13 protein-coding genes are annotated in these 13,459 nt (G+C 73.0%); 12 read left to right on the forward strand and 1 reads right to left on the reverse strand.

Annotated elements, in window-relative coordinates:
• Positions 1 to 100 precede the first annotated feature (100 nt).
• Positions 101 to 1,177, forward strand: a complete 1,077-nt coding sequence (locus Q7L73_RS00120; protein WP_304687921.1) for a hypothetical protein — start codon at positions 101 to 103, stop codon at positions 1,175 to 1,177.
• Here Q7L73_RS00120 and Q7L73_RS00125 read toward each other — a convergent pair.
• Positions 1,174 to 1,995, reverse strand: a complete 822-nt coding sequence (locus tag Q7L73_RS00125; protein ID WP_304687923.1) for an MBL fold metallo-hydrolase — start codon at positions 1,993 to 1,995, stop codon at positions 1,174 to 1,176. The two genes, Q7L73_RS00120 and Q7L73_RS00125, sit on opposite strands and share 4 nt — an antisense overlap.
• A 119-nt stretch (positions 1,996 to 2,114) precedes the next feature.
• Here Q7L73_RS00125 and Q7L73_RS00130 point away from each other — a divergent pair, with 119 nt between their 5' ends.
• From Q7L73_RS00130 to Q7L73_RS00180, 11 genes are all read left to right on the forward strand, one after another.
• The gene (locus Q7L73_RS00130; RefSeq protein ID WP_304687924.1) at positions 2,115 to 2,714 is read left to right on the forward strand and encodes a TetR/AcrR family transcriptional regulator; all 600 of its coding nucleotides are present in this window, start codon (positions 2,115 to 2,117) and stop codon (positions 2,712 to 2,714) included.
• Positions 2,715 to 2,835: 121 nt separating this feature from the next.
• Complete coding sequence (locus Q7L73_RS00135; RefSeq protein ID WP_304687926.1) at positions 2,836 to 3,153, forward strand: hypothetical protein; 318 nt, start codon at positions 2,836 to 2,838, stop codon at positions 3,151 to 3,153.
• A gap of 20 nt (positions 3,154 to 3,173) precedes the next feature.
• Entirely contained in the window at positions 3,174 to 4,526 is a 1,353-nt protein-coding gene (locus Q7L73_RS00140) for a zinc metalloprotease (protein WP_304687928.1), read from the forward strand.
• A 4-nt stretch (positions 4,527 to 4,530) separates the two neighbouring features.
• A complete protein-coding gene (locus tag Q7L73_RS00145) occupies positions 4,531 to 5,523 on the forward strand; it encodes an MvdC/MvdD family ATP grasp protein (RefSeq protein ID WP_304687930.1) in 993 nt (330 codons plus the stop codon).
• Positions 5,524 to 5,590: 67 nt separating this feature from the next.
• Positions 5,591 to 6,235 (forward strand): response regulator transcription factor, encoded by a 645-nt coding sequence (locus tag Q7L73_RS00150; protein WP_304687931.1) that lies wholly within the window; start codon positions 5,591 to 5,593, stop codon positions 6,233 to 6,235.
• A gap of 406 nt (positions 6,236 to 6,641) precedes the next feature.
• The gene (locus Q7L73_RS00155; RefSeq protein WP_304687933.1) at positions 6,642 to 7,682 is read left to right on the forward strand and encodes an MBL fold metallo-hydrolase; all 1,041 of its coding nucleotides are present in this window, start codon (positions 6,642 to 6,644) and stop codon (positions 7,680 to 7,682) included.
• Between the two features lie 83 nt (positions 7,683 to 7,765).
• Entirely contained in the window at positions 7,766 to 9,109 is a 1,344-nt protein-coding gene (locus Q7L73_RS00160; RefSeq protein ID WP_304687934.1) for a sugar ABC transporter substrate-binding protein, read from the forward strand.
• Positions 9,081 to 10,658 (forward strand): sugar ABC transporter ATP-binding protein, encoded by a 1,578-nt coding sequence (locus tag Q7L73_RS00165; protein WP_304687935.1) that lies wholly within the window; start codon positions 9,081 to 9,083, stop codon positions 10,656 to 10,658. Before Q7L73_RS00160 ends, Q7L73_RS00165 begins: the two co-directional genes overlap by 29 nt.
• Positions 10,655 to 11,647: an ABC transporter permease gene (locus Q7L73_RS00170; RefSeq protein ID WP_304687937.1), complete on the forward strand. Its 993-nt coding sequence runs from the start codon at positions 10,655 to 10,657 to the stop codon at positions 11,645 to 11,647. Before Q7L73_RS00165 ends, Q7L73_RS00170 begins: the two co-directional genes overlap by 4 nt.
• Entirely contained in the window at positions 11,644 to 12,888 is a 1,245-nt protein-coding gene (hisD, locus tag Q7L73_RS00175) for a histidinol dehydrogenase (RefSeq protein WP_304687939.1), read from the forward strand. Before Q7L73_RS00170 ends, hisD begins: the two co-directional genes overlap by 4 nt.
• Before the next feature lie 120 nt (positions 12,889 to 13,008).
• Positions 13,009 to 13,458 (forward strand): nucleotidyltransferase domain-containing protein, encoded by a 450-nt coding sequence (locus Q7L73_RS00180; protein ID WP_304687942.1) that lies wholly within the window; start codon positions 13,009 to 13,011, stop codon positions 13,456 to 13,458.
• The last annotated feature ends 1 nt before the right edge of the window (position 13,459 follow it).

The raw sequence follows: 13,459 nt of genomic DNA on the forward strand, positions 1-13,459 counted from the left end.
CACTTCTGTATGCAAAGCGGGAACCGTCGCAAGGTCTGGCGCGCGCCCGTTCGGGTATGACCACAGGCGGATCGCGTTCCCGTCGCAAGGAGTCCCCGAAGTGAGAGCAGTTCGCTGGAGCCTGCCGATCGCGCTGGTCGCGGCAGTCGCCGTCGTGCCCGCGACAGCGACGGCGAAGTCGGCGGTGCGCGTCTCGGCGCAGCCGCTCGCCGCGAGACTGACGACGAGAGCGGCGAAGACGGCGATCGTCGTCAGCAACCCCGGCAGAGCGCGGCTGACCGGGCTGACGCTCGCGGTCGTCGCGCCGAAGGGCGTCAAGGTGACGCTCGCGGGCGCGAAGCGCGGGAAGACGAGCCGCGCGCTGCCGGCGCTGAAGGGGAGAGGATCGGCGCGCGTGACGGTCGCGCTCAGCCGCACCGCCAGAGGCCCGGCGAGAGGCCGGCTGACGGTCAAGGTGACGCGCGGGGGCAAGACGCTCGGCTCGGCCCGGCTCGCCTTCGGCAGCGGCAGAAGATCGGCCGGCAGAACCGGACCCGCGCAGCCGCCGGCCGACCCGAACGACCTCAGCGGCCGCTACTTCTGGGGCACGCAGTACACGATCAGCGGCATCCTCATGCACACGCTCTATTTCACGAGCAAGCAGTTCGTCTGGGTCGACGACGTCGAGGGCACGTGGCCGTCCTGCGCCGCCGCCAGCGAGCAGTGCAAGCCGTACACGTACGACGCCGCCAGCAACACGCTGACGATCGACGGCAGACCGGCGGCGCTGAAGCCCGACCACTCGATCGACTACGACGACGACAACTACGGCGAGTTCGGCTACCCGGCGCCGGGCACGCGCTGGACCACGTACGTCACCTACGCGAACTCCTCCGGCCTCTGCCCGCTGTACTGCAGCTACTACACGGAGAACCTCGAGTTCCGCCCGGACGGCACGTTCATCCGCGACGCCGTCGCCTCCGGCAGCGGGCCGATAAGCGACTACGCGATCGTCCCGGCCGACAGCAAGGGCACCTACGAGGTCCGCGCCGACAGAACGCTGCGGCTCGCGTTCGCCGACGGCAGAGAGCGGATCGAGACCGTCGCGCTCTACCTGACCGACGACGGCAGAGCGCTGAGACCGGTCGGCGACGGCCTGCTGCTCGACGGCGACGGCTACTTCGACATCCGCGACTAGCTCCCGCTCGTCTGCGCGGCGGCCGGCGCGAGCGTCAGCTCCTCGCCGGTCGCCAGCACGCGCGCCGCGACGCCGGCCTCCTGCGCGGCGGTGAGGAAGCGCTCGGCCGGCTGCTTCACCTGCTCGTAGCGCGGCGGGGAGTCGATCGTGTCGTAGTGGATCGGCACGGCCAGCCGCGCGCCGAGGACCGCGGCCGCGGCAGCCGCCTGCTCCGGCGTCATCGCGGCCGGGAGCGGGCTCGGCGGCTGGCGGTGGGGGAGGCTGACGCGTGGGCCGTTGGCCGGCAGGAAGACGGCGTCGAAGTCGCCCAGCCGCAGCTTCGCCAGCCACCACGCGCCGTGGAAGAGCGTGTCGCCGGCGTGCAGGATCCGCACGCCGCCGGCCGCGACCGCCCACGACACCTGCGGGTCGCCGAAGCCGTCGACGGCCGGCACGGCGGTGAACGTGAACGGCCCGCGCGTGACCGACTCCCACGGCGCGAGCACCTGCGTCGCGAGCCCGCGCTCGGCGATCCCCTGCTCGGCGTAGAGCAGCGCGCCGTCCTCCAGCACGCCGCCGTCGGGCGCCGGCGCGGGACGCAGCAGCAGGCCGTCGGGCGCCAGCGCGGCGGCGATCGCGCCCGGGTCGCAGTGGTCGGCGTGCAGGTGGGTGACGAGCGCGGTCGCGATCGCGCCCGCGCCGGCCGGCGGCGGCAGCGGCCCGTGCACCGGCCCGGTGAACGGCTCCAGCGGCTCGTTGTGCTGGAACAGGTCGACGACGACGTGCTCGCCCTCTGCCTCCAGCTCCAGCCCAGCCCAGCCCAGTCGGCGGATCCGCATCTCTCGCTCCTCGGTAGCCGGCGTCGCGCGGGCGGGTCGGGGCCGCCTCGGGAGCGCGCCCGCCGCGCCTCCGCGACGCCATTTAGCAAACGATCGTTCGTAATCTATACTGCTGCGCCATGAGCCCGCGCCGATCGGCCGCAGCAGCCCTCCAGACGCGCGGCGAGATCGTCGCCCGTGCCGTCGCCGTCGCCTCCACCGACGGTCTCGAAGGCCTCACGATCGGCCGCCTCGCCGGCGACCTGTCGATGAGCAAGGCCGGCGTGATCGGCCACTTCGGCAGCAAGCAGCAGCTGCAGCTGGATGCGCTGGAGGAGGCGATCGCGATCTTCACGCGCGAGGTCTGGCTGCCGATCGCCGACCGCCCCGCCGGGCGCGAGCGGCTGCTGGCGATCTGCGAGGCGTGGATCGCCCACCTGCAGAGCGGCGTCTTCCCCGGCGGCTGCTTCCTGACCGCGGCCTCGATGGAGTTCGACGGCCGCGACGGCCCGGTCCGCGACCGCGTCGTCGCCGCGCTGGAGCTGTGGCGCGATGTGATCGAGCACGACGTGCGCGTCGCGCTCGACGCCGGCGACCTCGCGCCCGACGTCGACCCGGCGCAGGTCGCGTTCGAGTGGAACGCGCTCGCGGTCGGCCTCAACCAGGCGATCCAGCTGTTCGGCGACCCCGCCGCGCCCGCCCGCGCACGCCGCGCGATGCACCGCTCGCTCGGCCTCTGAGCGCGTCTACGCGCCGGCACTCGCCAAAGCTCCATTTTCCGTTGACTCGTTTCCGGTCTCTGGCGTAGCATCGCCGCCGCCGGGGGCCGCTGGCGGCCTCACCTGACGAAGAAGGGGACCCGTGGCGAGAGTCGCGCGTGACGCGCTCGTCCGCAGCTGGACGCGCGCGCAGGAGGACGACAGCGAGGGCTGCCTCGTCTATCGCCCGTCCGACGCCGACCTGCCGCCGGCGCGCGCGCCGCGCAGCGGCCTCGAGCTGGGCGCCGACGGCGCGCTGCGCGAGCTGACGCCAGGCCCGGCCGACAAGCGGGAGGCGACCGGCGGCAGCTGGGAGCTGGACGGGGAGCAGCTGACGCTGCGGGTCGAGGGCGGCCCGTCACGCCGGTACGGAGTGGAGCGGGCCGACGAGCACGAGCTGCGCCTGCGCGAACTGGGCTGAATCGCGAAAGGGACGACCGCATGGCTGACGACGACCTGCCGAGAACACGCAGCTGCGGGACGATGCCGGTGCACGAGCGCCTGCTCCGCACCGACTCCTCCTACCTGCACGCGCGCGCACGCAGCGAGACCAACGCCTGGGAGGTGGAGGCGGCCGGCGGCGCCGTCGCGCGCAGAGGGATCACGGTGATCCCGACGGTCGTGCACGTCGTCTACAGAACGGCCGCGCAGAACATCTCCGACGCGCAGATCCAGAGCCAGATCGACGTCCTCAACAGAGACTTCCGCATGACCAACGCGGACGTCAGATCGCTCCCGGCGGTCTTCGCGCCGCTCGCGGCCGACGCGCGGATCGAGTTCGAGCTGGCCAGAAGAGACCCCAGCGGCAGAGCGACGAGCGGCATCACGCGCACGAGAACGTCGGCCGCGTCGTTCAGCGACGACGACAGAGTGAAGTCGTCGAGAACCGCCGGCGTCAACGCCTGGCCGAGCGACAGATATCTGAACCTGTGGGTCTGTCAGCTCGGCGGCGGCCTGCTCGGCTACGCCCAGTTCCCCGGCGGCGCGGCGGCGACCGACGGCGTCGTGATCCGGCAGAGCGCGTTCGGCACCACCGGCACCGCGGCGGCGCCGTTCAACCTCGGCCGCACCGCGACCCACGAGATCGGCCACTGGCTCAACCTGCGCCACGTCTGGGGCGACGACGGCACCGGCTGCAGCGGCGACGACTTCGTCGCCGACACGCCCAACTGCGCCGGCTCCAACGGCGGCATCCCGGCGTTCCCGCATGTCACCTGCAGAAACGGCCCCAATGGTGACTTGTTCATGAATTACATGGACTACACCGACGACGCCGGCATGTTCATGTTCACCGCCGGCCAGGTCGCGCGGATGCAGGCGTCGCTGGACGCCGACCGCCCGACGATCGGCTACCAGAAGGCCGGGCCGAAGTTCAAGATCGCCGACGACCCGATAACGCTGAAGTTCCGCGACGACATACCGAAGCTGCAGATACTCGACCAGGGGATACCGAAGCTCCCCGCCGCCGACATACCCAGAATACCGATAAGAAGACCGATACCCGAGATACTGATAAACCCGGTGGGCCCGGTCGCAGGCCGCGCCGCGACGCCGTTCGTGCTCTCGACGCCGCACCACTCGCAGGCGTGGAGCCGCTCGTTCCCGGGCGCCTTCCAGCAGCAGCTCGCCCAGCTCGCGGAGCAGATCGGCCAGTACGAGCAGGTGCTGGGGCAGTACCAGCAGGCGCATGCCGCCGGGCAGCTCGCGCCGGCCGACGTCGAGGCGTTCGGCCAGCTGTCGGCCGCGTACGGCCAGCTGGTCGAGGAGTACCAGCGGCTGGCGGCGGGCGGTTGACGCCGTGACCGTCCTGATCCTCGCGCCGGAGACCGACGAGCACGCGCTCGCGGTCGCCGGCCGCCTGCGCGACCTCGGCGGCGAGGTCACGATCGTCGACCTCGCCGACTTCCCCCAGCGGGCGAGCCTGTCGGCCAGCTACGCCTGCTGCGCCGACTGCGGCGGGCGCGGCTTCGCGCTCGAGCTGGAGCGCGGCCGGCTCGACCTCGGCGAGGTCGGGGCGGTCTGGTGGCGCCGGCCGCAGTGGCCGGAGCCGAGCCCGCAGATCGCCGACGACGGCCATCGCCTGTTCGCGGCCAACGAGGCGCAGGAGGCGCTGAGCGGGATGTGGCACTCGCTCGACGCCTTCTGGATCAACGACCCGGCGCGCGACCAGGTCGCGCACCGCAAGGCGTTCCAGCTGTCGGTCGCGCAGGACGTCGGCCTGCGGATCCCGCACACGCTGATCACCAACGACCCGGTGCGGGCGCGCGCCTTCGTCGACCAGCGCGGCTACCGCGCGGTGATCTACAAGTCGTTCTCCGCGACCGAGCGCGACTGGCGCGAGACGCGCCTGCTGCGGCCCGAGGAGCTGGAGCTGCTCGACAACGTCAAGTACGCGCCGGTGATCTTCCAGGAGTACGTCGAGGCGGTCTACGACCTGCGCGTCACCGTCGTCGGCGAGGAGCTGTACGCGGTCGCGATCCACTCCCAGGAGACCGACTACAAGGTCGACTTCCGCATGGACGTCGCGCGGGCGCGGATGGAGGCGGTCGAGCTGCCGGCCGAGGTCCAGCGCGGCCTCAGCGCGCTGATGGCCCGCCTCGGCCTCGTCTACGGCGCGATCGACATGCGCCTCACGCCGGACGGCAGACACGTCTTCCTGGAGGTCAACCCAGCGGGGCAGTGGCTGTTCGTCGAGGAGCCCTCCGGCCAGCCGATCGCCGACGCGATGGCGCGGCTGCTGCACGCGCGCGACCGAGCGAGGAGAGACGTGCGCGCGGTCGCGGTGCGGTAGCCGCCCGCCAGCCCGGTTGCGGCGACGGGCGCCGTCGCGGCATCGGGTCTGGCAGGATTGGCAGATCGTGCGGGTCGTGATCGGCGAGGACCAGGTGCTGATGCGCGAGGGGCTGCGGCTCGTGCTGGAGGGCGCCGGGTTCACGATCGAGGCGCTCGCGGAGGACGCGCGCGACCTCGTCCGCCGCGCGCTCGGCCTCAGGCCCGACCTCGTGATCGCCGACATCCGCATGCCGCCCGACCTGACCGACGACGGCCTGCGCGCGGTCCTGCAGCTGCGCGCCGAACGGCCTGAACAGCCGGTGATGGTGCTCTCCCAGCACGTCCACCGGCGCTACGCGGTCGAGCTGCTGCGCGGCGGCGACCGCGGCGTCGGCTACCTGCTGAAGGAGCGGATCGCCGACCTCGAGTCGTTCATCGCCGACCTCCACCGCGTGCTCGACGGCGGCACCGTCCTGGACCCGGTCGTCGTCGCCGCGATGATCGACCGGCCGCGCCCCGGCGACCCGCTGGCGGACCTCACGAGACGCCAGCGCGAGGTGCTCGCGCTGATGGCCGAGGGCCGCAGCAACGCGGCGATCGCGGGCCGGCTGCACATCACCGAGAAGTCGGTCGTCGGGCACATCTCGCTCGTCTACGACGCGCTCGGGATCGACCAGAGCAGCGACGACCACCGGCGCGTGCTGGCGGTCGTGCGGTACCTGTCGAGCTGAGGCGGCGCTCGCGCCGGCTACTGCGCGGCGTAGTGCGCGCGCGTGTCGCGGAAGAGCGAGCTGAGGATCCGCCGGTTGATCGGCGTCGTCAGCTTCGCCGGCGGCTGCGGCTCGAAGGCGATCGTCCACGTCACCCGCGCCGACCTCTCGCCGACCGGCTCGACCAGGCAGTCCTCCGCGAAGCGACGGAACAGCGGCCCGCTGCTGCGAACGGCGTAGAACGACTTGCGCCGCCGCGAGCGACTCGTCGCCGACCAGCTCCGCCCACACCTCCTGCGCCGCGTCCTGTGCGTGTCACCGTGACATTACTTGCTTAACCCGATCGGGTTAGTGTAGTTTCACGCGCTCTGGCGCGCCGACGGTCCACTGCGCACCCGCCACCGCTGATAGGAGACGGACGAGCAGCATGCGGTTCTATGAGATCACCACGCCCGACGGGTGGGGCATCCCGGGCATCCACGGCAACTGGGCCGAGGACGAGCTGGACGGCAACGTCCAGGGCGCCGTCTTCCTGATCCGCAGCGGCGACGAGGCGCTGCTGATCGACAGCGGCAACCGCGTCCCCGGCAGCGACGTCTCGATGGGGCCGACGATCGTCGAGAAGCTCGAACGCGACGGCGTCACGCTGAAGTACCTGCTGATCTCGCACTTCCACTACGACCACACCGGCAACGCCGCCGAGATCAAGCAGCGCTTCGGCCCGGAGGTGCTCGCGCACGCGCTCGACCGGCCGGTGATCGAGGACCCGCTGATCCTCGCCAGCCCAGAGAACGCGCTGCGCTTCGGCGTCACGCCCGAGCAGCTGCTGGCCGACTTCAACCTCGCGCCCGGCGAGAGCCTCGGCCTCTCCGACCCCGCGGTGATCGACAGATACTGGAACTTCCCCGTCGCGGTCGACAGAGAGGTCGCCGACGGCGACGTCCTGCACGTCGGCGAGCTGGAGCTGCAGGTCGTCCACCTGCCCGGCCACGCGCCCGGCCAGGTCGGGATCTGGAACCCCGCCACGCGCAGCCTCTACTGCGCCGACATCGTCCACTACCCGAGCCCGCTGTCGCCGTATCCGATCGGCAACGCCGCCGACCAGATCGCGACGCTGGAGAAGTGCCTCGCGTTCGGCGCCGAGTACCTGTGGGAGGGGCACTACCTCGGCGCCTACGACGCGCCGGCCGTCAAGCGGCGGCTCGAGCACCTGCTGCGCGCCCAGCACGACACCGCCGACCGGCTGCTGACGCTGCTGGGCCGCGGCGAGGGGCCGCAGACGATCCTCGAGCTGCTGCCGGAGGTCTTCCCGATCAAGACCGACCTCAACTACGAGGTCTCCAGCGGCCCGGGGCACCGCTGGGCGTACGCCGAGGCGTGCATCCAGACGCACCTGCAGCGGCTCGTCGAGCTGGGCCGCGTCCAGCGCGTCAGCGCGGCGGGCGTCGTCCGCTTCGCGCTCGTCTGAGCGGCGAGCAGCACAGCGCAGCGCAGCCAGCCGCGGCGAGCCGCGGCCTGTCACTCCCACCCATCCCGAAGAAAGGCCTCTCCATGTCCGGCAGATCGGACGCGGTCGACGACATCCTGTCGCGGCTCGACACGCGCGGCGTCAGCCGCCGCTCGCTGCTGAAGCTGATCGGCGCAGGCGCCACGGCGGCCGCCGCCGGCGGGCTGCTCGCCGCCTGCGGCGACGACGGCGCGACCGCCACCACCGGCGGCGCCGCGGCCACCGGCACCGGCACGACCGTCGTCGCCGACGGCTCGCTCGCGTTCCTGGTGATGACCAACCAGCTCGAGTACGACGTGCTGCTCGACAGAGCGGCGGCCGGCCTCGCCGAGCAGCTCGGCTTCGACTACGCCAGCTTCGACGGCAGACTCGACGCCAGCCTGCAGCTGACGCAGTTCCAGCAGGCGGCCGCGAGAGGCGTCAAGGGGATCCTGCTGCACTCTCCCGACGGCTCGAACGTCGAGAGCATCGCGAGAGCCTCCCAGCAGCAGAGAATCTGGCTCGCGAACGTCTGGAACACGCGCGCCTTCTACACCCCGTTCGACGTCGGCGACTACTGGACGCTGTACGCGCAGCCGGACGAGTACATGGTGCAGGGCAGAGTCACGCAGCTGCTGATCGACGCGCTCGACGGCAAGGGCGAGATCGTGCGCGTGACCGGCGTCGTCGGCTCCAGCGCCGACACGATCCGCACGGCCGGCGCCAACGCCGTGCTGAAGCGAAACCCCGGCGTCAGACTGGTCGGCGAGCAGACCGGCAGATGGAACCCGGAGGAGTCGCAGAAGGCGATGGAGAGCCTGCTGTCGCGCTTCCCCGGCACGAAGGGCGTGATCGCCCAGAACGACGACATCGCGACCGGCGTGATCGCGGCGATCAGAGCGGCCGGCAAGCGGCCGGGCGAGGACATCCTCGTCGTCGGCGCCGACGGCACCGACCTCGCCGCCGAGCGGATCAAGAGCGGCGAGCAGCTCGGCACGACGGCGAACGTCCCGTCCTACTCCGGCTACCTGCTGCTGGCGCGGCTGTACGACCTGCAGAACGGCTGGAGACCGCGCACGCCCGAGCGGATGCTGCAGTGGGAGTCGGTGATCCTGACGAGAGAGAACGTCGAGCCGTACCTCCAGCGGTACGTCGGCGACCCGAGCGTCGCGCCGTTCTCGATCGACCTGCTGTCGCACGTCAGAGCCGGCGACAGATGGGATCCGCAGGCGAGCCTCTACCCGATCTCCGACCTCGACCAGCTGTGGGAGGGCAACAGAAAGCCGTCCGGCTGGGAGCCGCCGAAGGAGTTCGTCGCGGCGCAGCAGAGCGGCGAGTTCGACGCCGTCAGAGCGGAGTACGTCGCCGCCTACAGAGCCGATGTCCTCGGTCCCTCGCCGGCCGCCTGAGGCGGGCGCCGCGCTCGCGGCGCGCGCCGTCGTCAAGCGCTATCCGGGTGTCGTCGCGCTCGACGGCGTGACCGTCGAGCTGCGCGACGGCGAGGTGCTCGGCGTCGTCGGCGAGAACGGCGCCGGCAAGTCGACGCTGCTCGACGTCCTCTCGGGCGTCGTCGCGCCCGACGCCGGCGCGGTCGAGCTGCACGGCGCGGAGGCCGCCTTCGGCTCGCATCGCGCGGCCAACGCGCGCGGCGTCTTCCGCGTCTTCCAGGAGCAGGCGCTGATCCCGAACCTGCGCGTCGACGAGAGCCTGCTGCTCGGCCACGAGCGGCGGCTGCGGCGCGGGCCGCTGCTGGCGCGCCGCGCGATCCAGCGGCGCGCGCAGACGCTGCTCGACGAGCTGGGCGTGCCGGTCGACGCGCGCGCCCGCGTCGAGACGCTCGACCTCGGCCACCGGCAGGCGGTCGAGATCGCGCGGGCGCTGCTGCTCGCCGAGCTGCTCGGGATCGAGCGCCCCGTCGTGCTGTTCGACGAGGCGACCGCGGCGCTCGACCGCGCGCAGGTCGCCGCCTTCCTCGGCTGGGTGCGCGCGCTGCGCGGGCGCGCCTCGGTCGTGCTCGTCTCGCACTTCCTGCCGGAGGTGCTCGCGACCGCCGACCGGATCGTCGTGCTGAAGGACGGCGCGGTCGTGACGCAGGCGCCGGCCGCGGAGCTGGACGAGCCGCGGCTGCACGCGCTGATGGTCGGCCGCGAGCGCGCCGCCGACCACCACCGCGAGGACCTGCAGCGGCCGGCCGGCGCGCAGCCGCTGCTGCGCGTGCGCGAGCTGTCGCTGCCCGGCGGATCGGTCGCCGGCGTCTCGCTCGACGTCCACGCCGGCGAGATCGTCGGCGTCGGCGGCCTGCTCGGCAGCGGCAAGTCCGACCTCGTGCGGGCGATCGCCGGCGCGCTGCCGGGCGCGACCGGGACGGTCCAGCTGGGGGAGGGTCCGCCGGCGCGCCCGCGGCTGCGGCGCCTGCTCGCCGCCGGCCTCGGCTTCGTGCCGGCCGAGCGCGGCACGGAGGGGCTGGTGCTCGACGCCTCGCTGCTGGCGAACCTGCAGCTGCCGTCGCTGCAGGACCGCTTCGCACCGCGCGGCTGGTGGCGGCGCGGGCGGGCGCGGGCGGCGACGCGCGCGTGGATCGAGCGGCTCGCGATCGCGGCGCCGGGGCCGGGCACGCTCGCCGGCGCGCTCAGCGGCGGCGGCCAGCAGAAGCTGGTGCTGGCGAAGTGGCTGGAGCGCTCGCCGCGCGTGCTGCTGCTCGACAGCCCGACGCGCGGCGTCGACACCGGTGCGCGCGAGGCGATCTACACGCTGCTGCGCGAGCAGTCGCAGCAGGGCCGCGCGGTGCTGCTCGCGAGCGACGACCTGACCGAGCTGATCGGCCTCTCGCACCGCGTCGTCGTGATGGCGCGCGGGCGCGTCGCGGCGGTCGTGGAGGCACCGGCGGAGGCGAAGCCGAGCGAGCAGCGGATCGTGACCCTGATGAGCGCAGCACCCGAGCAGGAGGTCGCCGCATGAGCGCCGAGACGGTCGAGCGACCCGTGCCGGAGCGGCTGGACGACGGCCGCCGTCGCGAGCTGGCGCGGTCGCTGCTGGCGCCGGCGGCGCTGGTGCTGCTGGTGGTCTACTTCTCGCTCCGCAGCGACACCTTCCTGTCGTGGGGCAACGTGACCGCGTTCAGCGGCCAGGCGGGGCCGCTGCTGTTCGTCGCGCTCGGCGCGACCTTCGTCGTCGTGATGGGGTCGATCGACCTCTCCGTCGGCGCCGTCGCGCTGTTCTGCGGCGCGGTCGCGGCGTGGCTGCTGTCGGACGGGGCGCTCGGCGGCTTCGCGGTCCCGGCCGCGATCCTCGCCGGGGCCGGCGTCGGCGCGATCAGCGGCGCCGTCGTCGCCTACGGCGGCGTGCCGTCGTTCGTCGCGACGCTCGGCGCGATGTCGATCCTCAGCGGCGTCGCGCTGAAGATCCTCAGAGGCAGCCCGCTGCCGTTCACGAGCCCCGCGACCTCCGACCTGGCGATCGGGCAGATCGTCCCGCACGTGCAGAACGCCGGCCTGTGGGCGCTGATCGCGTGGGCGCTGTTCGTCGTCGTCGGGCTGCGCACGCGCTTCGGCCTGTACGTCTATGCGATCGGCGGCGGCGAGCCGGTCGCGCGGCTGTCGGGCGTGCGCGTGCGCGCCGTCAAGGTCGCCGCCTTCGCGCTCTCGGGCGCGACCGCGGCGTGCGCCGGCGTGCTGCTGGTCGCGCAGCTCGGCTCGGGCGGCCCGACGGTCGGCTCGACGCTGCTGCTCGACTCGCTGGCGGCGATCGTCGTCGCCGGCACGTCGCTCTCCGGCGGCCGCGGCGGCGTCCATCGCACGCTGCTCGGCGTGCTGCTGATCAGCGTGCTCGCGAACGGGCTCAACCAGATCGGCGCCGACGACTACACCCAGCAGATCATCAAGGGCGCGGTGATCGTCGGAGCGGTCCTGCTCGCGACGGCGCGGCGCCGTGGAGAGGTGACGAAGTGAGCAGCGAGACGAACGAGCGCGACGCGGTGCGGACGACGGTCGAGCAGATCCTGGGGGAGGTGCGCGCGCAGGGCGAGCCGGCGATCCGGCGCTGGTCGCAGCGGTTCGACGGCTGGTCGCCGCCGAGCTTCCGGCTGACCGGCGAGCAGGCGCGCGAGCTGGCGGCGCGGGCGCCGGCCGACGTGCGCGCCGCGCTCGACGTCGCGGCCGCGAACGTGCGCCGCTTCGCCGAGGCGCAGCGGGCGGCGCTGCGCGACGTCGACGTCGAGGTCGCGCCCGGCCTCCATGCCGGTCACCGCCTGGTGCCGGTCGGGGCGGTCGGCGCGTACGTCCCGGGCGGGCGCTACCGGCTCGTCTCCTCGGCGCTGATGAGCGTGCTGACGGCGAAGGTCGCGGGCGTGCCGCGCGTCGTCGCGGTCTTCCCGCCGGCCGGCGCGGAGGGGCCGTCGCCGGCGACCGTCCACGCCGCGCTGCTGGCCGGCGCCGACGAGCTGGTCGTGCTCGGCGGCGTGCAGGCGATCGGCGCGCTCGCCTACGGCGGCCTGCCGGACGTCGCGCCGGTCGACATGGTCGTCGGCGCCGGCAACGCCTACGTCACCGAGGCCAAGCGCCAGGTCTTCGGCCAGGTCGGGATCGACCTGCTCGCCGGGCCGACCGAGATCCTCGTGATCGCCGACGAGACCGCGACGCCCGCGCTGGTCGCGATCGACCTGCTGAGCCAGGCCGAGCACGGCCCGACCTCGCCGGCGGTGCTGGTGAGCACGTCGGCCGCGCTCGCGGAGGCGGTCGTCGCGGAGGTCGAGCGGCGGCTGCCGGAGTTCCCCGACGACGGCACCGCCGCGACCGCCTGGCGCGAGCACGGCGAGGTCGTCGTCGTCGCGACGCCCGAGCAGGCGGTCGCCGCCGCCGACGCCCGCGCGCCCGAGCACCTCGAGGTCCACACCGCCGACCCCGGCTGGTACCACGCGCGGCTGCGCAACTACGGCGCGCTCTTCCTCGGCGAGCAGACGACCGTCACCTTCGGCGACAAGGCGGCAGGGCCGAACCACACCCTGCCGACCGGCCTCGCGGCGCGCTACACCGGAGGCCTCTGGGCCGGCTCGTTCCTGAAGGTCCTGACCTACCAGCGCGCGACCGCCGCCGGCGCCGCCGCGCTGGCCCCGGTCGCCGCCGGCATCTCACGCGCGGAGGGGCTGCTCGGCCACGCCGCGGCGGCGGAGGCGCGCGCAGCGTTCAGATGATTGCCATGTCCGTATTGCTTTTCGCGCTCTGTCCGGTTGCGGCGAGCGAAGATTCGCCGTGACAGCTTGGGTATGCCGAGAAATACACATCGATAACGGTCATACGATCCTGATCTAGCGGTGGTCGTGGACCCCGGAGAGCTGGCGTACCTGGATGGTCATTGGGACCTGCTGGCCGGGCTCACCGGAGCGTTCCGGACCGAGCCGAACGTCAGCCTCGCGGTGCTCTACGGATCCGCTGCGCGGGGCGACGATCGCGCCTCGTCAGACATCGATCTGCTCGTCAGCTTCCGTGACGACGTCGATGCGTCGAGCTCGTCACTGGCGCGGCGCCTCGAACGCCGCCTTCGCAGACCAGTCGACGTCGCTCGCTACTCGCGGGTGCGCAGGGAGGCGCCGTTCCTGCTGCTGCAAGCGGTTGACGAGGGCCGCGTGCTCGTTGACCGTGACGACACCTGGGCGTCATTGCGCGCCGCGCGGGAGACGATCGCCCGCGCGAGCCGCCGCCGGCAGGCCAGCAGCCGTGCGCAGGCTCGCGCCGCGCTCGACCTGCTCGGCGGCGAGGAGTGAG

It is taken from the genome of Conexibacter sp. CPCC 205762, from assembly GCF_030646155.1.
Lineage (GTDB): Bacteria > Actinomycetota > Thermoleophilia > Solirubrobacterales > Solirubrobacteraceae > Conexibacter.